The organism is Planococcus sp. S3-L1, assembly GCF_030063085.1.
Classification (GTDB): Bacteria; Bacillota; Bacilli; order Bacillales_A; family Planococcaceae; genus Planococcus; species Planococcus kocurii.
On the sequence record NZ_JASISN010000001.1, the window covers coordinates 185,999 to 208,510 of the forward strand.

The window sequence follows — 22,512 nt, forward strand, 5'->3', positions numbered from 1 at the left end:
TAGAGTAAAGCTTAATGCTCAGCAATGATCTGACGCGTGAGTTCTTTCACATCAATGGCTGTATCCTCATTAATTACATCATCTAGCATAACATTTTTAAAATAGCCAACACTCGTAGGTAGCGGCAGACCGAGCAGTTTAGTCAAAGCAATTCGATACATGACAACAAACTCCTTGTCGGTATTCCCGCGTTTTAACTCTGCAAAAGCTTCGTAAAATTGATCGAGTTTATCTGCCATCTCCAGCAAACGTCCTTCAATCGTTGCGTCTTTTCCTTCTTTCATACGGTCGAAAAAGACATCGCGGAATTCTTCTGGAATCTCACGAAGGATAAATTTCTCCATCATGCCTTCCTCCACTTTCGCAATCATTTCTTTTAATTCGGGAGATGCGTATTTGACAGGTGTTTTAATATCACCAATAAACACCTCTGCGAAATCGTGATTGATTGTTTTCTCATACAATGATTTCCAATCAATTTCTTGACCGGAACGTTCTTCGATTGTTGCAAAAAACATAGCATACTGACTGACTTTCCAGGAATGTGCTGCAACATTATGTTCTTCAAACTTAAACATTCCAGGTGCCCGAATAATTCGTTCCAAATCATTCAATGAAGTAAAAAAACGATGAATTCCCATAAAAACGCCTCCTCTAAAAACAACCATATAGGTTGAACTAATGATTGCTACTTGTCGATATTCCGCAAACCAGCCTGCTTGCCAGAGCCATGCCCAAAACGATGTAGAAAAGTCGCGTTCTTTCATCTGACAGAGATGAATTCCAATACATAGGTAATTTTCCTATCTTCAGCATACACGATTTTTAGTATAATAAAAATGATACTGAAAAAGCACGACAAAGGAGAAAAAAAGCATGACGGGTAAAACACATATTATCGGTGGCATAGCAGCAAGTCTTGCTTTTGCACAAATTACGAACTATGAACCAGTTCTTTTAGTAGGAGCAGGTGTGCTTGGGGCAGTGATTCCAGACATTTGTCATGGCGGGAGCAAAATCGGACGAAGCCTGCCTGTTCTTTCAAAAATAATCAATGGTCTTTTTGGTCACCGTACATTTACGCATAGTTTATTGTTTCTGGCATTAATCGCATGGTTACTAAGCAAATTCATGCCGGTTGAAGCTATTTCAGCAGGTTTGTTAGTAGGAATGATCAGTCATATTGTATTGGATATGGCAACGAAAAGAGGCGTTAAATTCTTTTTTCCATTCAAGTGGACGGTTCGTTTTCCAATAACCGCTACTACAGGAGGCGCTTCTGAATCTTTGGTTTTCGCTCTTCTGTCTCTTCTGACCGTGTACTTTGGATACGGTGTTCTTCTTGCGCTCTAAGTGTTTCACTTTTAGGCCTTAGGGATATAAAAGCAAAAACTGATAGCAATATAGGAGTTGAAGGGCGACGATTTTAAATCGTCGTCCCTTTTTTGGAATTTTTTAGCGGGAAATAGAGTTATCTTAGTTTTCAACCTTGTTTCTATTGATAGAAAACTATACAATTACAGGAATAAATATTCAAAAAATCTAAAAAAATGGAGGGATCGTATGATTGCTGCAACATGGAATTGGATGTGGGAAAAGCATGATCAGGCCAAAGATACATTTCGTCTTTTTACCAACCCAGGAGCAGGTATTCCTGATGATCGTGACCGGGCAGAAGATGCCGGATCTTACGATGAACGTAAGAAAAAACGCAGCTATAATACACCTCAGTTAATTGGCTTGTTTCTCGGTCCGCTGCTATTTCTTTTAACTTTGCTTTTTTTTAATCCTGAAGGACTACCGCCTGAAGCGAGAGCGATACTGGCCAGTACTATTTGGATTGCGACTTGGTGGATTACGGAAGCTATTCCGATTCCCGCAACATCGCTTCTGCCCATTGTTCTTTTTCCAATGACCAACGGGCTTGATGTAAGCGCTACAACTTCGGCATATGGCAATGATACAATTTTTCTTTTCATGGGTGGCTTTATGATTGCTCTGACAATGGAAAAATGGGATTTGCATAAGAGAATTGCCTTAACGATTATTTCAGTCATTGGTACAAACACAGAACGCATCATTCTTGGCTTTATGGTGGCTACTGGGTTCTTATCCATGTGGATTTCCAATACAGCGACGGCCATGATGATGGTACCCATCGGTTTGGCCATTATCTATCAAGTATCAGAAGCGCTGAAAGATGACGCTTCAATTGATACCTCAAAAGAAAATTTTGGTTTTGGTAAAGCACTGATGCTTGGAATTGCTTATTCTGCTTCACTTGGCGGGATTGCGACATTAATCGGAACGCCACCAAATACACTTTTAGCAGGGGCAATCAATGAAATTTACGGGATTGAGATTACTTTTGCTCAGTGGATGCTATTTGGTGTACCACTGGCGTGGATTTTTATTTTAGTTGCTTGGGTTTATCTAGTGAAAGTGGCTTATCCGCAAAAGTTGAAGCATTTACCAGGAGGAAGCGAAGTAATCCGCCAGCAGAAAAAAGACTTAGGCGTAGCTTCTTATGAAGAAAAAGCGGTCTTTGTGGTTTTCGTAGCAGTAGCGCTTGCTTGGATTAGTCGTTCATTTGTTCTCGATGCTTTTGCACCCAACCTGGAAATGACAGATGCAATGGTCGGTTTAATCGCCGCAATGATTTTGTTCATTATTCCATCCAAGAATAGAAAAGGTGATAATTTGTTAGACTGGGCGACAGCAGTCAAGTTGCCTTGGGGCATTTTGTTGTTATTTGGTGGAGGGTTAGCTATCGCTGCCGGATTTACCAATTCAGGTCTTTCTGAATGGATTGGAAATCAATTGATTGGACTGCAAGGTGTGAATGTTTTAGTCATTGTGTTGGTCGTAGCGGCTCTTGTGTTATTCCTGACTGAGATCACTTCAAACACAGCGACGGCTTCGATGATGTTCCCAATTATGGCATCACTTTCAGTAGCTCTTAGCATTCATCCGTATGCATTGATGGTCACTGCGGCCGTTGCAGCATCTTGTGCATTTATGTTGCCAGTTGCAACACCACCGAACGCAGTCGTTTTTGGCTCCGGCTATTTGAAGATTTCAGATATGGCTAAAGCTGGACTTGCGCTTAATATCTTTGGGATTTTCTTTGTTGGACTCGCCGTGTTCTATTTCTTGCCGCTGGTTTGGGGCATTGACTTACTAACGATTCCAGATGAATTTCTAAAATAGCGTTATTTATAGCAAAAGCAGGCTTACCTTCCGGTAGAGCCTGCTTTTTTTCTGTAAAATGTAACAGCTGCTATGTAAAGAAGTGGCAAAATGGCGGTAAAAAGAACAAGACCTGTCCAACCACCAGAGGTCCATAAAGGACTTAATAGAGAACTTCCGGCTGCGACACCCGTGTAGTAAGCTACTAAATACAAACTAGAAGCACTGCCTTTATGGTGAGTTGCTTGTTGACTTACAGAAGCAGCAGTTAAAGAGTGAGAGGTAAAAAATCCAAGGCAAGTTACGCAAAGGCCGACAACAATCATCCAAAGGTATGGACTAAGTGTCATAAAAATTCCAGCTGATAAAATAAACACGCCTGCTAAACGAACATTGCGCAAGCCAAACTTTTCAGCAACTCGACCAGCTATTGGTGAACCGATAACACCAATCCCATACGCAAAAAACAAATAGGATATGGCCTGTAGCGACATTGTAAAGGGAGGCGCCTCTAAATAAAAAGGTAAGTACGTCCAAATACCCGTAAAGGAAATTTGCAAAATTGTACCAAGACCAAAGACGATGAGTAGTGCAGGATTTTTTAAGTGAAACAAGAAGCCTTCTATATCTTTTGCAAAGCTTACTTGGCTAGCTTTAAAATTTCGTGATGGCGGCAGTAAATAAAGGACAACAACGAATATGAAAAGTCCCGTCACGGCAAAAGCATAAAAGGAAATTTGCCACGAGAAATGGTCAGTTAGGAAGCCTGTTAAAAAACGTCCCAACATCCCGCCGAGCGCGTTACTAGAAATATAAAGAGCAGTGGCATAGGCAATATTTTTTCTATCGATTTCCTCGCTGATATAAGCAAGTGCTGCAGCAGGAACACCTGCCAGCGCAAAGCCTTGGATAAAACGAAGAATTAGCAGGATAGAAAATGAATCGGTCAAAGGAATGACGAAAAAAGGAATGGCTGAACCGAGTAAAGAATAAATGATATACGATTTTCTGCCGTTACGATCAGAAAAAAATCCGAGAATAATGAGTCCAAGTATTAAGCCGATAATGGTTAGTGACAAAGACAAGCTAGCCGTAGAGATCGGAACTTGAAATTCTTCTACAAAAACCGGAAGCAAGGGCTGTACAGCGTACATGTTTGCAAAAATAAATAAAGAAGCAAACAGAAGACTGAGGATGATTTTCCAAAATTGACGGTCTTTAACAGTATAGCGTTGCGAATCCATAGGTCACGTCCAATCGATACTCACTTTTTTTGTCTTAAGTAAATCAAAGAAATGACTTAAGAGTGAAGAGGCTTCATTATTTTCTATTCTACATAAGTTTATCGAAAGATTTTACTTTTTCGGTTAGATAGATGTGAAAGTTGATATTTCACAACGAGAGCGAGGAGAAATAGAGACTTTACGTTAAATTTCAACAAAATAAACAATTACAAAAGTAAACTTTCTCATCATAATGGAACAAAAAACCCGCATGCACAAAGGCAGCGGGAAAATTTTATAATTTATTGAAGAAAGAAAGAACTTGTTTTTTTGTAGGTTCTTGCAAACGGTAGCGCAATTCTTTGTTCTGGGTATTAACGATATGATAGGCCGGATTTTCAGCAACTGTGAATTTCCAATGGGGTTTGGTATTTTTCTTTTTAATTTGAAGTTCAGGAAGCATCATCTTTTTAGTGAAGCTTTCAAGTTTCGCCATTAAAAAGGTATCCATGTACCGTACGAGCAAAAAGCCTTGTTGACGTTCCGGATCGAACTTCGCCAAATTGAATTCACTGACGTCAAATCCCTTTTCATATCGCTGAACAGACGGGGACAGTACAAAACAATCTTCATTCATAAAGATAGTTGAGTTTCCTTGTTGTTTCAGCCCTAATTCTTCAACCAGAAAATCCTTGTTGACGAGACTCATTTCGCGTGCAGTAGCCATGTGATTCCTCCTAATATAACTCGTTGTTCTTCTATTATAACACTATTTAGCCATTTAAGGGACCTTAACGAATTTTCCGTTGATTTTGAGTCTAAGAGAGTGCAAAGGCTCAGGGCTATCGATTTAAAGGGATAAAGAGCGGTACTAAAAGTCAAGCCACAGCAGGACGAAAAAACTAGAAAAGTGAATAGTGTTACAATCTTAACATGTCATAAGTTGTCTGAATTTTATCCTCGTAAAAGACAAAAAGGATAAAAGATCGAATTTTCTGTTATATTTATAGTAAATGATAAACAGAGGAAGGAGCGATTAAGATGTGTGGAAGATACTCGCTGTTCACTGATTACGCAGTATTGATTGAGCGTTTTACTATTGAAACGTCAAAAATTGATCAACATAGCTATTCAAAAAGCTATAATGTAGCACCTTCGCAACAAGTCCTATCAATCATCAATGATGGAGACAAAAATCGCCTTGGTGAACTCCGCTGGGGGCTGATTCCTTCATGGGCAAAAGACGCGAAAATTGGTTATAAGATGATCAATGCCCGGGCAGAAACGGTAGCGGAAAAACCTAGTTTTCGCAATGCTTTTAAAAAAAGACGCTGTTTGGTAGTGGCAGATTCCTTTTATGAATGGCAGCGCGCGGGCGCAGAAAAAATTCCAATGCGAATCAAATTAAAAACTGGAGAACCTTTTGCTTTTGCAGCTATTTGGGAATCGTGGACAGGACCTGATAACAAAATCATCAATAGCTGCTCGATCATAACGACAAGTTCAAATGCTTTAATGGAATCTATTCATGATCGAATGCCTGTTATTTTATCAAAAGAAGACGAAAAAACTTGGTTAGACCCACGTGTGGAAGATATTGAGATATTGAAGACCTTGTTGAAACCTTACCGAGCTGAAGATATGGAGGCGTACCGTGTCTCTGAAGAGGTCAATTCTCCGAAGAACAATAAACCCGAATTGATTGAAAAAGTTGGCTGAATCACGGAACCTTTACTGATCCAACTAGTCAAAGGGGGAATAACAATGAAGAGTGGCTTGGTATTAGAAGGTGGCGGAATGCGCGGCGTTTATACTGGGGGAGTGCTTGAGAAGCTACTAGAAGAAGAAATTTTTGTGGATTACGTAATTGGGGTTTCGGCAGGTGCTTGCCATGCATCTTCTTATGTCTCTAGACAAACCGGTCGTAACCGGGAAGTGACCATCGGCTATGTGAACCACCCTGAATATATTTCAATTAAGAATTTGCTGACTAAACGTGAGCTTTTTGGCATGGATCTGATTTTTGATAAAATTCCAAACAGTTTGGTGCCTTTCGATTACGACGGATTTTACACTTCAACAGAAGAATTTGTAGTAGGTACCACAGATTGTCAGACAGGAAAAGCGGTATATTTTGAAAAGCAACGTCGACCGGAAGATGTGTTGACAATCGTCAGAGCTTCTAGTTCTTTGCCTTTAATGTCGCAGCCAGTAAAGTTTGACGGTAAACTATTGATGGACGGCGGTATTGCGGACCCACTTCCAATTCGTAAAGCACTATCAGATGGGGTGACCAAACCAATCATTATCTTAACTAGAGAAAAGGGCTATCGAAAAAAAAAGAGTCGATTTGCGAGAGTTCTACCATCGTTTGTCCGCAAGTACCCTGCTATTGCAAAGACAATGGAAAATCGGCACCTGTATTATAACGAAACGATGGAATTTATTGAGAAGTTGGAAAGTGAAGGTTTGGCTTTAGTCATCAGACCCTTTAACTTGTATAAGATCAAAGGCATCGAACGAGATCCTAAAAAGCTCGAAATTTTATACAATCAAGGCTATCAAGATGCGACAGACAAATTCAATGAAGTACTTTCTTTTCTTCAAAAATAACTTTTGCAATTTTGGAAAACACATCGTGGTAAAATTAGTTGAGGTGATTGATTTATGATTTGCAAACTAAATCATCAAGATGAACAAATTGCTAAAAATATTCAGCAAATCCAACAGCAGGGTTACCGTATAGAAGCTGAAATGATGGGGTTTTACGGAATTCCACAGCTCCATGAACCAATTTTGGAAATCCAACACAGTACAGAAGTATTTATCGGATTCAACGAAGAGCAATTACAAGGAGTCATTTCTTATCAGGTCGAAGAAGGACTGATCGATATCCACCGGCTAGTTGTTGCCCCTTGTTATTTCCGAAAGGGTGTTGCTAAACAATTAATCGAATATGTATTGAGAAACTACCGGGGATATGAATTCATCGTTAGTACCGGTACTGCAAACAAACCGGCAATTGCTCTTTATCAAGCGTTTGGTTTTCAAGAAAAACGACTAATTGAAGTAGCACCCGGTATTTATTGCACACAATTTAGCTTGAGCAATTAAATGCAAAAATACGATAATCAAATTCTAAAATAAAAGCTTGAGGTGTATTTATGAGATTAGATGACATTGATCGAAAGATATTGGCGTTACTGACCGGCAATGGCCGGATGTCATACGTAGATATCGGTAAAGAATTAAATTTATCCCGTGTTGCGATTCGTGAAAGGGTTCACCAGTTAACGAAGGCGGGAGTTATCGAAAGTTTTACAGTGGTAATCAATAGTGAAAAAGTCGGCAAAAAAGTTTCTGGATTTTTTGAAGTAGATTGCGAACCTGCTTCTTTGGTGGAAGTCGCTCAAGCTTTAGCAGACAATCCAAGTGTCGCGAGTTGCTATCAGATGACAGGACCATCCACTCTTCATATGCATGTGCTCGTTGACGATTTTGCTGGCCTTGAAAAATTCATTAACGAAGAACTATATGCGCTCGAAGGAATCACGAGAGTCGAAAGTCATATTCTCCTCCGACGATTTAAAAGTCGTACAGGAATGAAATTATAAAAGCCTGCAGCTTAAAAAGCTGCAGGCTTTTATAATTTCAAATTTCATAACATCTAGTGAATGTGCAAATAGTATGTAAGTTGAATGAAAGAAATCGACTTTTCTACATCGCTTCGGCCGCTTTGGGCATGTCTCTCGCAAGAAGCCAGGCAAAGTTCACCAGTCTTCTTACTTCGCCCAGCCTGTGGACCCGAAATCACAGCTGTTTTGTGGAATACCGAAAAATGGACATGATTAGTTCAACCTATAAAGTTATTTTTTACTTTAAGTTAGGTAAAAACGGATTATAGTGAACTTTAAGAAAGCATAAATATTAAAAAAACATATTTTCGTAATTTAGATGTAGCTTTTTGAACAGTATTGCACTATAATCAAAATTATCAAATTATTTCTTTTGGGAATCAATTTATACTAAATGCTTAACAAATGATTGGAGGGGTAAGATTGATTGCTTTAATAATACGCAGAACTTTGCAATTGCTGTTCCTGTTGCTCGGTATTTCATTTCTTGTATTTTCTTCAATGTACATTGCTCCGGGAGATCCGGCTGCTGTGATTGGGGGACCAACAGCTACAGAATCAGATATTACAGCAATTCGAGATAACCTCGGATTGAATGATCCTTTTCTTACTCAATATGTAAGATATGTGGGGAACGCAGTTCAAGGAGATTTTGGGTATTCTTATCAAACTACCCAACCAGTAGCAGATGCAATAATGATTAGATTTCCCAACACCTTGAAATTAGCAATTGCCAGCATGATTGTAGCGGTAATCATCGGAGTCTTGACCGGCCTAATTTCTGCATTAAAACAAAATTCTTGGTTGGATATCTCCGCCACAACCTTCGCACTAGCTGGGATTTCGATTCCGAATTTCTGGTTAGGTGCTCTATTGATTTTAGTATTTGCTGTAAATCTTCAGTGGTTGCCAGTTGGGGGAATGTCCAATCCCTTCTATACAATCGATGGTATTAAAGAATTAATTTTGCCTGCAATCACTCTCGGAACGGGTTCTGCGGCTATGATTGCACGAATGACTAGATCTTCTATGCTCGAGGTAATTCGTGCTGACTATGTTCGCACGGCACGAGCAAAAGGGGTTAAAGAAAGAAATGTGATATGGATTCATACGTTAAAAAATGCCATGATTCCAATCATCACTGTTATTGGCTTGAATTTTGGTCTCCTTCTGGGTGGAACAATCATTACTGAAAAAGTGTTTGCTATTAATGGTGTTGGACGTTTAATGATTGATGCCATTGCAGCCCGCGATTTTCCAATGGTGCAAGGTTCTGTTTTACTCGTAGCAACTTTGTTTGTAGTAGTAAATTTAATCGTGGATATCGTGTATACGTATATCGATCCACGTATCAAGTACGAGTAGAAGGGAGCGAGGAACCATGACCACAGTTCAAGCAGTGAAATTGAAGCCTAAAAAAAGAGAAAAGTATTATGTAACAACGATCAGACGATTGCTTAAGAATAAATTAGCTGTCGTAGGATTAATCATTGTCATCTTACAAATATTAATAGCGATTTTCGCGCCATTTATTACAATTCACGATCCTATCAAACAAAATCTAGCAACCAGTGAAATGCCTGTTTTCAGTGAAGGACACTGGCTCGGAACAGATAATTACGGGCGTGATGTATGGAGTCGAATTGTCTATGGAGCTCGTATTTCTTTAGTAGTAGGAAGCGTGGCTGTCACTTTGGGACTTGTCGGTGGAATTATTTTAGGAATGTTGGCAGGTTATTACCGGAAAATGGATGCTGTCATCATGCGCTTTGTAGATTTACTGTTTTCGTTTCCCGGAATTTTGTTGGCTATGCTAATTATTGCAATTCTTGGTACAAGCCTAGTAAATGTAGCAATTGCGATTAGTATCTGGTCGATACCTACTTGTGCTCGTATTGTCAGAGGTTCAGTACTATCAATAAAAGAAAAAGAATACATTATGGCTATGCGTTCAATGGGAGCATCGGATCTTCGCATTATGACTCGTCATATTTTGCCGAATGCTTCAGCACCAATTATCGTTTTTGCTACTATGCGAATGGCTACAGCGATTTTATCGACAGCTGCTCTTAGTTATTTAGGACTCGGTGCTCAGCCGCCAACACCTGAGTGGGGAGCAATGATTTCGCAAGGACAAGATTTTATGTGGTCATCACCTCATTTAACTATTGTACCTGGAATTGCTATCATGTTGACCGTCTTTGCTTTTAACGTATTGGGCGATGGTCTTCGCGATGCGCTTGATCCAAACATGGATTTACAACAATAAAACATATAGGAGGAATTTATTCAATGAAGAAAAACTGGCTACTTTTATTAACATTAATCGGGTTACTAATTTTGAGTGCTTGTTCAGAAAGTACAATTCCAGAAGATGCAGAAGGTAGTGAAGGTTCAACTTCTTCAGAAGCTGTAGAACAAGAAGTGATTTACGCTTCTACTACAGATGCAGTCGGGCTTTCACCAACGTTGACAAATGATTCGGTATCTTCAAGTGTCATGTCTCAGGTTTATGAAAACTTGTTTGAACGCAATCCTGAAACAATGGAACTTGAGCCGAAATTGGCTGAGTCCTATGAAAATACCGATGAATTAACGTGGGTCATTAAGTTAAAAGAGGGCATTAAATTTCAAGACGGCACACCATTTAATGCGGAAGCAGTAAAGTATACATTTGAAAAATTAGTCGATCCAGCTACTGCAGCACCACGGGCTTCTCTACTGGAGCCAATTGATACGGTTACAGCAGTTGACGAGACAACTGTAGAAATTAAGACGAAATATCCATACGGCCCTTTGTTAGCTGCCTTGTCCCACTCAAATGCAGCGATTATTTCTCCTACTGCTGATGAAGCACAGGATTTGATGCAAAACCCAGTAGGCACAGGTCCTTTCAAATTTGGAAGTTGGAGCCAAGGAGATCAAATCGTGTTGGAAAAGAACGAAGATTATTGGGATGGAGCTCCTGACCTAGATAGAGTGACATATAAAGTTGTACCTGAAATTTCAACAGCTATTTCTATGCTGCAAACTGGTGAAGTAAACTTTATCGATGCTTTGCCATCAGAGCAATTGTCACGTGTTGAATCTTTAGACAATGTGGAAGTTACGAAAAAGGAAGGAACGCCTGTTTATTACTTAACATTTAATCATTCGAAAGAACGCAATAAAAACCCGGATTTCCGTAAAGCGGTAGCAAGTGCAGTAGACCGTGATGCTTTCGTTGAAAAATTGAATGGTCTCGGTGTTAGAAGTGATAGCATTCTTGGGCCTCAAGTATTTGGTTATGAAGAATCAGCAGACAACGGTGGAACAGCCTACGATCCAGAAGCAGCTAAAAAACTGGTGAAGGAAAATGGATTTGGTGATGAACCGATTAAATTACTTGCAGCCAATCGCGACAACTTTATTTTAATGGCTGAAATTGTACAATCTCAATTGACAGAGGCAGGATTCAATGTAGAAATTGAAACAATGGAATGGGCTACTTTTCTTGATACAGCAAGAGCAGGGGAATATGATTTAACATTCCTAAGTTGGTCCAATGTGACAAGTGATGGTTCCGAAATGTTCTACCCGAACTTCCATTCTGATAACGTGGGTGCTTCGAACCGTGCACAGTACAGCAATCCGGAATTTGACAAACTTGTCGAAGCTTCTCGTACAACAGTTGATCAAGAAGAACGTAAAAACTACTTGGCACAAGCAAATCAATTGATGCTTGATGAAGATGCAGCTATTGTGATGTATCACGGCGTAGTGACTGCTGCTACGGATCAATCGATTCAAGGACTTCAACTCGATCCAAATGGCCAATGGTTCTTACAAAAAGTAATAAGAGAGTAGGGTGAATATGGCAGAGACATTACTTGAAGTGAAGAATTTAGTGACATCATTTCGTACAGCGGAAGGTTCATTACAAGCAGTTAGAGATGTCTCTTTCCATGTAGATAAAGGAGAAACCTTATGTATAGTCGGAGAATCAGGATGCGGTAAAAGTATTACTTCGCTATCTGTGATGCGACTGTTGCCTTCAAACGGCACTATTGAAAGTGGAGAGATTCTACTAGATGGTGAGCCTCTCGAAAAACTTTCACATGAACAGATGCGTAAACTTCGAGGTAATAAGATGTCAATGATTTTCCAAGAACCGATGACCGCATTGAATCCAGTGCTAACAATTGGCTACCAATTACGTGAACCTTTACTTTTGCATCATAAATTATCGAAAAGCGAAGCCAGTAAACAAAGCATCGAATTGCTGAAGCAAGTTGGAATTCCTAATGCTGAAAAACGGTTGAATCAATATCCTCACGAATTAAGTGGAGGGATGAGACAGCGTGTCATGATTGCGATGGCACTTGCTTGTCATCCGAGTTTACTAATTGCTGATGAGCCGACAACGGCTTTAGACGTAACGATTCAGGCACAAATTTTAGATTTAATCAAAGATTTAAAAGACAAATTAAATATGGGGGTGTTGATGATCACCCACGATATGGGTGTTGTAGCAGAAGTTGCCGATCGAGTTATGGTCATGTATGCAGGGAAAAAGATAGAAGAAGGACCAGTACGTGAAATTTTTGAAAATCCACAGCATCCCTATACAATTGGTTTATTGAATTCAGTACCAAATGTAGATGATCCAGAATTTGAATTAGAACCGATTCCCGGGAATATGCCAGGGTTAAATGAAAAAATAACGGGCTGCCGCTTTCATCCACGCTGTATGTTTGCTATGGATAAATGTAAAACAGACGTACCTCCAGAGTTCAATGCAGGAAAAGGTCATCAGGCAAGCTGTTGGCTGTTAGACAAGGAGGTGGAATTTGTTGACAACAATCAAAGAAAAATCACCCTCGAAGTCTGAAATTTTACTAGAATTAGATGGAGTAAAAAAATACTTTCCAATTAAAGGGGGTATATTGAAAAGAGTCATAGGAAATGTCAAAGCGGTGGAATCAGTTTCCTTAAAACTCTATAAAGGCGAAAGTCTTGGAGTCGTAGGAGAGTCAGGATGCGGCAAGTCGACTCTCGGCAGAACAATTTTGGGACTTGAAGAACTTACTGATGGGAAAATTTTCTTTAATAAGCAGGAGATTCAAGATTTAAAGCGAAAAGAGAAGAAGAAGTTTGTTAAGGAAATGCAGATGATTTTTCAAGACCCTTACGCATCCTTAAATCCTCGTCAGCGAATCGGTCACGCATTGGATGAAGTGTTCAAGATGCATACGAATATGCCTTTGCAAGAAAGAAGAGATGCAGTGGAGGATTTATTGAAGGAAGTGGGACTGAAATCAGAGCATTATGATCGTTATCCGCACGAATTCAGTGGAGGGCAACGACAACGCATTGGAATCGCGAGGGCAATTGCCCTGAATCCCCAGTTTATCATTTGTGATGAAGCTGTTTCAGCGTTAGATGTGTCCGTACAGGCCCAGGTGTTAAAGCTTTTGAAAACCTTGCAGGAAAAGTATGATCTTTCTTATTTATTCATTTCACATGATCTAGGAGTAGTTCGTTATTTTTGTGATCGCGTATTGGTCATGTATTTGGGTCATACAGTAGAGATGAGTGATGTGGCTAACATTTTTAAAAATCCACTTCATCCCTATACTCAAGCTTTATTGTCTGCAATTCCAAGGCCGACAGTAGATGCGAAAAAAGATCGAGTACGTTTGGTGGGAGATATGCCAAATCCATCAAATCCACCTTCAGGTTGTCCATTCCATACGCGTTGTCCTATCGTACAAGAAAGATGTAAAGTAGAAAAACCAGCCTTTATTGAACATGAAAAAGATCATTTTGCAGCTTGCCATTTTGCCGGATAATCAATAAGCCGAATGCGGAAGCGTTTCCGCATCCGGCTTTTATACTGACAGGAGGAGTTTTTATGGACTATTTACACAACCCATTTACAGCACAAAGACATACCGTATTTTCAAAAAAAGGCATGGTGGTTACGTCGCAGCCATTGGCGTCGCAAGCAGGCATTGAAATTATGCAAAATGGAGGTAATGCCATCGATGCAGCAATTGCCACAGCAGCGGCTTTAACGGTTGTTGAACCTACCTCAAATGGTATCGGTGGGGATGCCTTTGCGCTTGTCTGGGTCAAAGACAAGTTGCACGGCTTAAACAGTTCAGGTCCCGCACCAAAAAGTATTTCTCCTGAAGCGGTCAAAGCTTTAGGGTACGAGAAAATGCCGACGCACGGTTTAGTGCCTGTGACAGTTCCTGGAGTTCCAGCTGCATGGGCTGAATTATCGAAGAAATTTGGTAAGTTGTCTCTAGCAGAAGCTTTAAAACCAGCAATCCGTTACGCAGAAGAAGGTTATCCATTAACACCGATTCTGGGTAAATATTGGCAAGCAGCCTACGCTAAATACAAAGATTCGTTTACAAGCGAAGAATACCAAGGATGGTTTGATACGTTTGCACCAAACGGCAGAGCACCTGAAATTGGAGAAATGTGGTCATCTCCTGGTCATGCCAAAACATTAGTAGAAATTGGTCAAACCGATTCACGTTCTTTTTATGAAGGAGCAATTGCAGAAAAAATAGATGCTTTCATGAAAAAACATGATGGATTCTTATCTAAAGAAGACTTGGTAGCGTTTGAACCCGAGTGGGTAGAGCCCATTTCAACTGAATACCGTGGTTACGAAGTGTGGGAAATCCCACCAAATGGACAAGGCATGGTTGCTCTTATGGCCTTAAACATATTCAAAGAATTAGCACCACCGAAATGGCAGTCTGCTGAAACTTTCCATGAACAAATCGAAGCGATGAAGCTGGCGTTTACAGATGGTAAAGCGTTTATCACAGAGCCAGAAAATATGCCAGTCAGCACGCAGCATCTATTGTCTCAAGAATATGCGGCAGCTCGGGCTAAAACGATTAACGAAACTGCTGCGGATCCTGTACCGTACGAATTGCCTAAAGGCGGTACAGTTTATTTATCTACTGCAGATGAAGAAGGCAATATGGTTTCTTATATCCAAAGCAACTACATGGGTTTTGGTTCGGGAATTGTTATTCCAGAAACAGGCATAGGGTTACAAAACCGTGGAGCGGATTTCTCATTAGATGCAGAACATCCGAATGTATTGGCTGGAGGAAAACGAACATTCCATACAATCATTCCAGGATTTCTTACGAAAAACAAAAAAGCAGTTGGTCCTTTCGGCGTGATGGGTGGCTATATGCAACCTCAAGGACATTTCCAAGTGATTACGAACACCATTGATTATTTAATGAACCCACAAGCAGCACTCGATGCACCAAGGTGGCAATGGATTGAAGGCAAGACCGTTCTTGTTGAGCCGGACTTCCCTAACTATTTGGCACAAGGCTTAACACGAAAAGGTCATCATATCCAAGTAGCAACAGACAGTGGCAGTTTTGGAAGAGGACAAATCATTTGGCGCAACCCTGAGACCGGCGTATTATCCGGGGGCACTGAATCGCGTACAGATGGGGCGGTGGCTGTTTGGTAGGCGTCAAGAAAGTGGAGAAGCAGCAAGTCCAGCGTTCCCACTTGAAAATCAATAAGGACCTTTTTTTCGCATTTTTCCGCGTAGGTCTTCTCGGATTTGGTGGTGGACCTGCTGCTATTCCTCTTTTTCATCGTGAAGCTGTTGTCAATTACAACTGGATGACAGAAGACGAGTTCGGAGATACTTTAGCGTTGGGAAATACGATGCCAGGACCTATTGCGACGAAAATGGCAGGCTATATCGGTTATCGTGTTAATGGGGTAATGGGTTGTCTTGTCGCACTGGCTGCGTCAGTCATTCCGACAGTTATCTTAATGATTGTTTTGTTGGGCATTTTACAAAAATACAAAGATCTTGAATGGGTCAATAGCATGTCAGCCGCAGTGGTTCCAGTTGTAGGCGTTATGTTGGCGGTAATGACGTGGGATTTCTTTCAGAAGTCAGGAAAAGCTTTAGGGTTAGGACGCGCCATTCTATTCACAGCGATTGCCATTATTTTACTAGAACTAATGGGAATCCATCCGGCTATTATCATCGTAGGTATTTTGATTGTTTCCTTCACTTCATTTAAGAAGGGAGTCGGACCGAAATGATTTACTGGTCTATCTTTTTAGCGTTTTTTATCCCCGGTATTTTAGGCTATGGCGGGGGGCCGGCCTCAATTCCGCTTGTGGAAAAAGAAGTAGTAGACCACTACGGCTGGATGACCACCCAAGAGTTTGGAGAAGTTCTCGCTTTGGGAAATGCTTTGCCAGGTCCCATCGCAACGAAAATGGCAGGATATATTGGTTATATGGAAGGCGGCATCCTTGGCTCTATTGTTGCTTTAGTTGCTTCAGTGGCCCCGTCACTTATTTTAATGGTGCTGTTGATGGTCACTCTTTTAAAGTACAAAGATTCACCAAAAGTCCAAAACATCACCAAATTAGTTCGCCCTGTAATTGCTGTCTTGTTGGGTGCCATGACATTGCAGTTTTTTATGACATCTATTGATACATCAGGAACTGTACAGACTGTTATTCTAGTAGTCGTTAGCTACTGGTTGTTAGAAATGAGAAAAGTTCATCCAGCCTTCGTTATAGTAATGGCACTCGGTTATGGTGCGGTGTCTGGAATCCTTTAGTTTTGTGTTTTCGAAAAAAATAAGTACACGAAGTCATCCGATTAGGGGTGGCTTTTTTTATGTGGTGAAAAAGACAGGCATTATGATTTACTTTTAATTCAAGAACGTATATTGTAGATAACGAGGATAATTATTATCTACAATCGAAAGAGGGTGATTTGGGTGCACATGAAACCAGGTGTAGAACAATCTGTATATGCCGTTCTTCTATTAAATATGTTGCCTGATAAAGCGGTGCTACCAGGAGAAGCAATTAGTCAACAACTGGGAACTTCGCCAACTTATTTTCAAAAGCTTTTGAGGAAATTGGTCAGTGCGGGCTTAATCACTTCTGTACCAGGAGTTAAAGGCGGCTTTAAATTAAACAAAAATCCTGAAGACATTAGCGTATTTAATATATATGTAGCCATTGAAGGACAACAATCGCTTTATTCACCAAGTGGGGTGTTAGGAGATTTGCTGGAACTTGAAGAGCCTGAGCGGTGCTGCTTGCTGACAGATTTAATGATCCAAGCAGAAAATGCGTGGCGCGACCGGATGGAACAAGAAACAATTGCTTCTCTTTCCGAAAAGATGAAAGAACAACAGTTTCAAGAAAAAACGAAAAAACTGACCGATTGGCTGTCTCAAAAATTAGTCGGTTAAAAGCGAAAAGAGGAATAATGATGATTGATAGTTTACCACGTATTAACCAGTTAGCAAAAAAAGCGCGAGAAGAAGGACTGACCAATGCAGAAAAAGTAGAACAACAAGTATTGCGTGAAGACTATTTGCGTTCAATTCGTGGGCAAGTAGAATCAACTGTCACTAGTATGAAGGTTATCGATCCACTTGGTGAAGACGTTACTCCTGAAAAAGTACGAACAAAAAAGAAAATAATCTAATCATAGAAAGTTTAAACTAGAGAGGAAGAACAAGATGAACGATTATTTAGTGAGAGCATTGGCCTATGATGGACAAGTGCGAGCGTATGCTGCCCGGACGACAGAAACTGTAGCGGAGGCCCAGCGTCGCCATTATACATGGCCGACTGCATCTGCAGCACTTGGAAGATCCATGACGGCAAGCGTAATGCTAGGCGCCATGATGAAAGGCGAAGAAAAGTTGACGATCCGTATTAACGGTGGAGGCCCAATTGGCACTATTTTAGTGGATGCCAATGCAAAAGGCGAAGTTCGAGGCTATGTGAGCAATCCGTTAACTCATTTTGATTTGAACGAACAAGGAAAACTTGATGTCAAAAGAGCAGTCGGTACAGAAGGAACGTTAGCAGTTTCCAAAGATATTGGATTGCTTCAACCGTTTGTTGGACAAGTTCCGATCGTGTCAGGTGAGTTAGGTGAGGATTTTACGCATTACATTACAACCTCAGAACAAATTCCGTCTTCTGTAGGAGTTGGTGTAATTGTGAATCCTGACAACACGATTCAGGCTTCAGGTGGGTTTATCATTCAATTACTACCTGGTACAGAAGAAAGCATTATTGAAGACATTGAAGCGCGTCTAAAAGTAATTCCGACAATCTCAAATATGGTGCGCCAAGGTCTATCACCGGAAGATATTTTAGATGAAGTGCTGGGGAACGGAAACGTCAAAGTACTAGACGAAATGCCTGTGAAGTTTCAGTGCCAATGTTCAAGAGATCGTATTTCTAACGCGATTCAAGGACTTGGTGTTGCCGAAATTGAAGACATGATTGTGACAGACGGCAAAGCAGAAGCACAATGCCATTTTTGTAATGAAAACTATCTGTTCTCGAAAGAGAATTTGGAAGATATGTTGAAAACAGAAGCATAAGTAGAACGAGAGGTCCACGCACGTTGTTGCGATGGACCTTTTTTATTGGAATGATAAAAAAGGTATGTTATTATTATCTTGAATTCGAGATATATATTGATGCAATAAAAAGTAGAAGCAATTGGAGGTTATTAGAAGATGAAAAATATTTTTAAACAAGGCACGAATCTATCAAAACCAACTTTACTTATGCTCCATGGAACGGGTGGGAATGAAACGGATTTATTAGCTATTGCGGCTCATATCGATCCGGAAGCATCTGTGTTGAGCGTTCGTGGAAACGTCTCTGAGAACGGCATGCCACGGTTTTTTAAACGCCTATCAGAAGGTATATTCGATATGGAAGATTTAAAAATCCGTACGGAAGAGCTGTATAACTTTATTGGTCAAGCAGCGGATGAACATGGCTTTGACCGCACACAAGTTGTTGCAATTGGCTATTCGAACGGAGCCAATATTGCAGCTAATTTACTGTTCACGTATACTGGCGCATTAAAGGGAGCTATTCTTCATCACCCAATGGTTCCAAATCGTCATACAGATTTACCTGATTTGGCGAATACTCCTGTATTTATCGCAGCGGGTACAAACGATCCGATTTGCCCAGCAGAAGAATCAATAGACCTTGAAAAATTATTAAGCGATGCCGGTGCAGAAGTAGAATTGCATTGGGAAAATTTCGGTCATCAATTGACAATGCCAGAAGTAGAAGCTGCAAAAAACTGGTATGATAAGTTATAAAAGGAACCTTCCTCGAGAAATTGAGGAAGGTTTTGTTGGTTTTGATACCATTCATAAAGCTTCTCGTTACGATAGGGTGCGAGTTTTTGACAAAGGCTGTGGGTTTCATTCATGATAAGAGAAAAGAAAGCTTAGGAGGAAAGAGATGCAAAATAATCCGCATATTCGAGAACAACTAGAGGCTTGGGTAGAAGAAAATAGAGGTCATGCGATATTAGGAAATACTGCACAATACATCCCAGCACTTGGAAAGGAGGATCCGAGTCAGCTTGGAATTTGTATGGTGGACGACAATGGAAATTATTATTGCGCAGGCGATACGGACAAAAAATTCACTTTACAGAGCATTTCAAAAGCGTTGACATTTATCGCACTCAGCTGCAACTACGGATTGGATTTCGTATTAGAACGGGTGGATGTAGAACCAACAGGAGAAGCGTTTAATTCCATTATTCCGTTTGAAATTCATCGACCGAACAAGCCGTTTAATCCTTTTATCAATGCTGGAGCCATCACTATTTCGGCATTGCTGCCAGGACAAACGAGTCAGAAAAAATATGAATTTCTGCTCCATTTTCTAGAAGAATTAGTCGGGCATCCATTGGAACTTGATAAAGAAGTCTATGATTCGGAATGGGCATCCTCACATCGTAACAGGGCGCTTGCTTATTATTTGAAAGAAGCAAAATTCTTAGAAATTGAAGTAGAAGAAGCACTAGATATTTACATTCGGCAATGCGCAATTAAGGTGAGTACGAAAGATTTGGCGTTAATCGGTTTGATCATCGCCTATGATGGTTTTAATCCCATTACAAAAGTAAAACATTTTTCAGAAGAAATCGCTCAAGTTGCCAAAGTCCTCATGGTGACATGTGGCATGTATAATTCATCTGGAAACTTTGCAGCTCATGTTGGCATTCCAGCTAAAAGCGGTGTGTCAGGTGGTATTATGGCCGCAGTGCCACCGAAACTCCATTCGCAAACTTATGAGTTTCGGGCAGGTGCGGGCATCGGTGTTTATGGTCCCGCCATTGATGTGCAAGGGAACAGTGCAGCAGGTACGATGATGCTGCGTCAAATTTCCAAAGAATGGGATTTGAGTATTTTTTAATAGTACCCCGCAAGCTGTCATAAGCTTGTGGGATTTTTTTTGTGAAAAATTTGTATGAATGTGTTTTAAAAAGCGAGACAGGGTAATAGGAGAATGAATAACAAAAGCAGAAGGAGTGGCAAAATGACAAAACAACCTGAAGTGAACAAAAACAGCAAAGATGAGCAACTTGAGCAGTACCGAGTAGATGATTCTGGCAAAAGCCTAACAACCAATCAAGGATTGAAAATGGCTGAGGATGAATTTTCGTTAAAGGCTGGTGAACGTGGTCCTACCTTGTTGGAAGATTTTCATTTCCGGGAAAAAATGACCCATTTTGATCACGAACGTATTCCAGAGCGAGTCGTTCATGCCAGAGGATATGCTGCACATGGTGTATTTGAAACATATGACTCTTTAGAGCATTTAACGAAAGCAAAATTTTTATCTGAAAAAGGGAAAAAGACACCCGTATTCGTGCGCTTTTCTACTGTTGCTGGATCAAAAGGGTCTGCTGAGACCGTACGAGATTTGCGCGGTTTTGCTACGAAATTTTATACTGAAGAAGGAAATTACGATCTAGTTGGAAATAATGTACCGGTATTCTTTATTCAAGATGCCATCAAATTTCCAGATTTTGTTCACGCAGTAAAACCAGAGCCACACAATGAGATGCCGCAAGCTGCAAGTGCCCATGATACGTTGTGGGATTTTGTCATTAACAACCAGGAAACTGCACATACGATGATGTGGTTAATGTCAGACCGTGCAATCCCCCGCAGTTTTCGAATGATGGACGGTTTTGGCGTACATGCTTTCCGTTTCATCAATGCAGAGGGCAAATCACATTTCGTTAAGTTTAGCTGGAAGTCTACGCTGGGTACCCATTCACTTGTCTGGGATGAGGCGCAGAAAATTTCTGGAAAAGACCCAGATTTCAATCGCCGTGATTTATACGATTCAATTGAACAAGGAGATTTTCCAGAATGGGAATTGGGCGTTCAAATTGTCGCGGAAGAAGATGAGTATAAATTTGACTTTGATTTACTAGATGCGACTAAACTATGGCCGCAAGAAGAAATTCCAATGCAGATGGTTGGCAAAATGACCTTGAATCGCAACGTGGATAATGTCTTTGCCGAAACAGAACAAGTAGCTTTCCACCCAGGACATGTGGTACCTGGAATCGATTTTTCTAACGATCCCTTGCTTCAAGGGCGTTTATTTTCTTATACCGATACGCAATTGCTGCGCTTAAACGGTCCGAATTTCCATGAACTGCCGATTAATCGACCAGTATGTCCGTTTCATAACAATCAGCGAGACGGTTTTGGCCGACAATCGATCAATAAAGGACGAGTCGCTTATCAAAAAAGTTCGTTTACCAATAATACACCAGCTCCTGTAAGCGAGGCTGAAGGCGGCTATTCTCATTACCAAGAGAAAATGGAAGGGCGTAAAGTCCGTGCCCGTAGTGAAAGTTTTAAAGACCATTTTTCACAAGCTACGATGTTTTGGAACAGCATGACAGAACCGGAACGAAAGCATATTATCGAAGCCTTCAGCTTTGAGCTTGGGAAGTGCCAAGAAATTTGGATTCGTGAAGGAGCCATTGAAATGTTTACAAATGTTAACTTGGAAATGGCACAAGCTATAGCTAAAAATATCGGAGTGACGCCTCCAACAACGGGTGGGTCAGCTGTCACCAAAGTTTCTCCTGCATTAAGTATAGACAATACGATTAAATCGGCTGCTACCCGTAAAGTGGGTGTATTGGTCGATACAGGTTTTAACGATGCCGAAGTGCTGAAGATTCTTGAAAAACTCAAAACTGAAGGCGTACAGTATGAAGTTGTTAGTGAAATGCAAGGCAAGCTAGAAGGTTCAAGTGGCAAAAAACTGGAAGTTGATCATACCTTCACGACGACTGACCCAGTGCTCTATGATGCCATTTATGCGGTTGGTGGACCGGATGTCAGCAAGAAATTCGCTAAAGAAGCGGCACGTTTCATCGGTGAAGCATTCGACCATTACAAACCGATTGGCGCTACACATGACGGTCAAAAATGGCTTGAAACAGCAGGAATCGAAAGCCAACCAGGCATAATAGGAAGCAATCATGCTGATTTTGCAACAGCATTCATAAAAGCAATTGCAGCCCACCGTCACTGGGATAGACAAGTCGAATAAAGAGTCGAAAAACTGATTTTATTTTT

Annotated in this window: 23 protein-coding genes; 20 read left to right on the top strand and 3 right to left on the bottom strand. The window is 40.6% G+C overall.

Annotated elements, in window-relative coordinates; genetic code table 11:
* Positions 1-11 precede the first annotated feature (11 nt).
* Positions 12-641 (bottom strand): HD domain-containing protein, encoded by a 630-nt coding sequence (locus QMF37_RS00920; protein ID WP_058384309.1) that lies wholly within the window; start codon positions 639-641, stop codon positions 12-14.
* 235 nt (positions 642-876) lie between these two features.
* Here QMF37_RS00920 and QMF37_RS00925 point away from each other — a divergent pair, with 235 nt between their 5' ends.
* Positions 877-1,353, top strand: a complete 477-nt coding sequence (locus tag QMF37_RS00925; RefSeq protein ID WP_283476036.1) for a metal-dependent hydrolase — start codon at positions 877-879, stop codon at positions 1,351-1,353.
* A 210-nt stretch (positions 1,354-1,563) separates the two neighbouring features.
* On the top strand, positions 1,564-3,210 hold the full coding sequence (locus QMF37_RS00930) for an SLC13 family permease (RefSeq protein WP_283476038.1): 1,647 nt from the start codon (positions 1,564-1,566) through the stop codon (positions 3,208-3,210).
* A gap of 23 nt (positions 3,211-3,233) precedes the next feature.
* Here QMF37_RS00930 and QMF37_RS00935 read toward each other — a convergent pair whose 3' ends face one another.
* A complete protein-coding gene (locus QMF37_RS00935; RefSeq protein WP_283476040.1) occupies positions 3,234-4,433 on the bottom strand; it encodes an MFS transporter in 1,200 nt (399 codons plus the stop codon).
* Positions 4,434-4,707: 274 nt separating this feature from the next.
* On the bottom strand, positions 4,708-5,139 hold the full coding sequence (locus QMF37_RS00940; RefSeq protein ID WP_058384313.1) for a hypothetical protein: 432 nt from the start codon (positions 5,137-5,139) through the stop codon (positions 4,708-4,710).
* A gap of 314 nt (positions 5,140-5,453) precedes the next feature.
* Between QMF37_RS00940 and QMF37_RS00945 the strand changes: the two genes are divergently transcribed.
* The 18 genes from QMF37_RS00945 (at position 5,454) to QMF37_RS01030 (ending at position 22,486) form a co-directional block, all read left to right on the top strand.
* Complete coding sequence (locus tag QMF37_RS00945; RefSeq protein ID WP_283476042.1) at positions 5,454-6,131, top strand: SOS response-associated peptidase; 678 nt, start codon at positions 5,454-5,456, stop codon at positions 6,129-6,131.
* A gap of 39 nt (positions 6,132-6,170) precedes the next feature.
* Complete coding sequence (locus QMF37_RS00950) at positions 6,171-7,025, top strand: patatin-like phospholipase family protein (RefSeq protein ID WP_283476323.1); 855 nt, start codon at positions 6,171-6,173, stop codon at positions 7,023-7,025.
* 54 nt (positions 7,026-7,079) lie between these two features.
* A complete protein-coding gene (locus tag QMF37_RS00955; protein WP_283476044.1) occupies positions 7,080-7,526 on the top strand; it encodes a GNAT family N-acetyltransferase in 447 nt (148 codons plus the stop codon).
* Positions 7,527-7,576: 50 nt separating this feature from the next.
* Positions 7,577-8,026: an Lrp/AsnC family transcriptional regulator gene (locus QMF37_RS00960; protein WP_283476046.1), complete on the top strand. Its 450-nt coding sequence runs from the start codon at positions 7,577-7,579 to the stop codon at positions 8,024-8,026.
* Between the two features lie 444 nt (positions 8,027-8,470).
* Entirely contained in the window at positions 8,471-9,412 is a 942-nt protein-coding gene (nikB, locus tag QMF37_RS00965; protein WP_058384317.1) for a nickel ABC transporter permease, read from the top strand.
* 16 nt (positions 9,413-9,428) lie between these two features.
* A complete protein-coding gene (locus QMF37_RS00970; protein ID WP_071153114.1) occupies positions 9,429-10,316 on the top strand; it encodes an ABC transporter permease in 888 nt (295 codons plus the stop codon).
* Positions 10,317-10,339: 23 nt separating this feature from the next.
* Entirely contained in the window at positions 10,340-11,893 is a 1,554-nt protein-coding gene (locus QMF37_RS00975; protein ID WP_283476049.1) for an ABC transporter substrate-binding protein, read from the top strand.
* A 7-nt stretch (positions 11,894-11,900) separates the two neighbouring features.
* A complete protein-coding gene (locus tag QMF37_RS00980; RefSeq protein ID WP_283476051.1) occupies positions 11,901-12,917 on the top strand; it encodes an ABC transporter ATP-binding protein in 1,017 nt (338 codons plus the stop codon).
* Positions 12,880-13,878, top strand: a complete 999-nt coding sequence (locus QMF37_RS00985; protein ID WP_078080848.1) for an ABC transporter ATP-binding protein — start codon at positions 12,880-12,882, stop codon at positions 13,876-13,878. The genes QMF37_RS00980 and QMF37_RS00985 overlap by 38 nt, the downstream gene beginning before the upstream one ends.
* Before the next feature lie 62 nt (positions 13,879-13,940).
* Entirely contained in the window at positions 13,941-15,545 is a 1,605-nt protein-coding gene (locus tag QMF37_RS00990; protein WP_283476053.1) for a gamma-glutamyltransferase family protein, read from the top strand.
* Positions 15,546-15,556: 11 nt separating this feature from the next.
* Positions 15,557-16,138, top strand: coding sequence for a chromate transporter (locus QMF37_RS00995; protein WP_283476055.1), 582 nt, complete (start codon positions 15,557-15,559; stop codon positions 16,136-16,138).
* The gene (locus QMF37_RS01000; protein ID WP_283476057.1) at positions 16,135-16,668 is read left to right on the top strand and encodes a chromate transporter; all 534 of its coding nucleotides are present in this window, start codon (positions 16,135-16,137) and stop codon (positions 16,666-16,668) included. The genes QMF37_RS00995 and QMF37_RS01000 overlap by 4 nt, the downstream gene beginning before the upstream one ends.
* Positions 16,669-16,830: 162 nt before the next feature.
* The gene (locus tag QMF37_RS01005; protein WP_071153116.1) at positions 16,831-17,313 is read left to right on the top strand and encodes an RrF2 family transcriptional regulator; all 483 of its coding nucleotides are present in this window, start codon (positions 16,831-16,833) and stop codon (positions 17,311-17,313) included.
* Positions 17,314-17,333: 20 nt separating this feature from the next.
* Positions 17,334-17,552, top strand: coding sequence for a DUF896 domain-containing protein (locus QMF37_RS01010; RefSeq protein ID WP_283476059.1), 219 nt, complete (start codon positions 17,334-17,336; stop codon positions 17,550-17,552).
* A 34-nt stretch (positions 17,553-17,586) separates the two neighbouring features.
* Positions 17,587-18,465: an Hsp33 family molecular chaperone HslO gene (hslO, locus tag QMF37_RS01015; RefSeq protein ID WP_149456024.1), complete on the top strand. Its 879-nt coding sequence runs from the start codon at positions 17,587-17,589 to the stop codon at positions 18,463-18,465.
* A gap of 138 nt (positions 18,466-18,603) precedes the next feature.
* Complete coding sequence (locus QMF37_RS01020; protein ID WP_071153118.1) at positions 18,604-19,206, top strand: alpha/beta hydrolase; 603 nt, start codon at positions 18,604-18,606, stop codon at positions 19,204-19,206.
* A gap of 145 nt (positions 19,207-19,351) precedes the next feature.
* Complete coding sequence (locus QMF37_RS01025; protein WP_283476064.1) at positions 19,352-20,317, top strand: glutaminase; 966 nt, start codon at positions 19,352-19,354, stop codon at positions 20,315-20,317.
* A gap of 123 nt (positions 20,318-20,440) precedes the next feature.
* Positions 20,441-22,486 (top strand): catalase, encoded by a 2,046-nt coding sequence (locus QMF37_RS01030; protein WP_283476065.1) that lies wholly within the window; start codon positions 20,441-20,443, stop codon positions 22,484-22,486.
* The last annotated feature ends 26 nt before the right edge of the window (positions 22,487-22,512 follow it).

Coding starts and splice junctions, on each gene's coding strand:
- QMF37_RS00975 (WP_283476049.1), top strand. CDS start 10,340: ATGAAGAAAAACTGGCTACTTTTATTAACATTAATCGGGTTACTAATT.
- QMF37_RS01000 (WP_283476057.1), top strand. CDS start 16,135: ATGATTTACTGGTCTATCTTTTTAGCGTTTTTTATCCCCGGTATTTTA.
- hslO (WP_149456024.1), top strand. CDS start 17,587: ATGAACGATTATTTAGTGAGAGCATTGGCCTATGATGGACAAGTGCGA.
- QMF37_RS01010 (WP_283476059.1), top strand. CDS start 17,334: ATGATTGATAGTTTACCACGTATTAACCAGTTAGCAAAAAAAGCGCGA.
- QMF37_RS00935 (WP_283476040.1), bottom strand. CDS start 4,433: ATGGATTCGCAACGCTATACTGTTAAAGACCGTCAATTTTGGAAAATC.
- QMF37_RS00930 (WP_283476038.1), top strand. CDS start 1,564: ATGATTGCTGCAACATGGAATTGGATGTGGGAAAAGCATGATCAGGCC.
- QMF37_RS01025 (WP_283476064.1), top strand. CDS start 19,352: ATGCAAAATAATCCGCATATTCGAGAACAACTAGAGGCTTGGGTAGAA.
- QMF37_RS01030 (WP_283476065.1), top strand. CDS start 20,441: ATGACAAAACAACCTGAAGTGAACAAAAACAGCAAAGATGAGCAACTT.
- QMF37_RS00925 (WP_283476036.1), top strand. CDS start 877: ATGACGGGTAAAACACATATTATCGGTGGCATAGCAGCAAGTCTTGCT.
- QMF37_RS00970 (WP_071153114.1), top strand. CDS start 9,429: ATGACCACAGTTCAAGCAGTGAAATTGAAGCCTAAAAAAAGAGAAAAG.
- QMF37_RS00990 (WP_283476053.1), top strand. CDS start 13,941: ATGGACTATTTACACAACCCATTTACAGCACAAAGACATACCGTATTT.
- QMF37_RS00960 (WP_283476046.1), top strand. CDS start 7,577: ATGAGATTAGATGACATTGATCGAAAGATATTGGCGTTACTGACCGGC.
- QMF37_RS01020 (WP_071153118.1), top strand. CDS start 18,604: ATGAAAAATATTTTTAAACAAGGCACGAATCTATCAAAACCAACTTTA.
- QMF37_RS00955 (WP_283476044.1), top strand. CDS start 7,080: ATGATTTGCAAACTAAATCATCAAGATGAACAAATTGCTAAAAATATT.
- QMF37_RS00920 (WP_058384309.1), bottom strand. CDS start 641: ATGGGAATTCATCGTTTTTTTACTTCATTGAATGATTTGGAACGAATT.
- QMF37_RS00980 (WP_283476051.1), top strand. CDS start 11,901: ATGGCAGAGACATTACTTGAAGTGAAGAATTTAGTGACATCATTTCGT.
- QMF37_RS00945 (WP_283476042.1), top strand. CDS start 5,454: ATGTGTGGAAGATACTCGCTGTTCACTGATTACGCAGTATTGATTGAG.
- QMF37_RS00940 (WP_058384313.1), bottom strand. CDS start 5,139: ATGGCTACTGCACGCGAAATGAGTCTCGTCAACAAGGATTTTCTGGTT.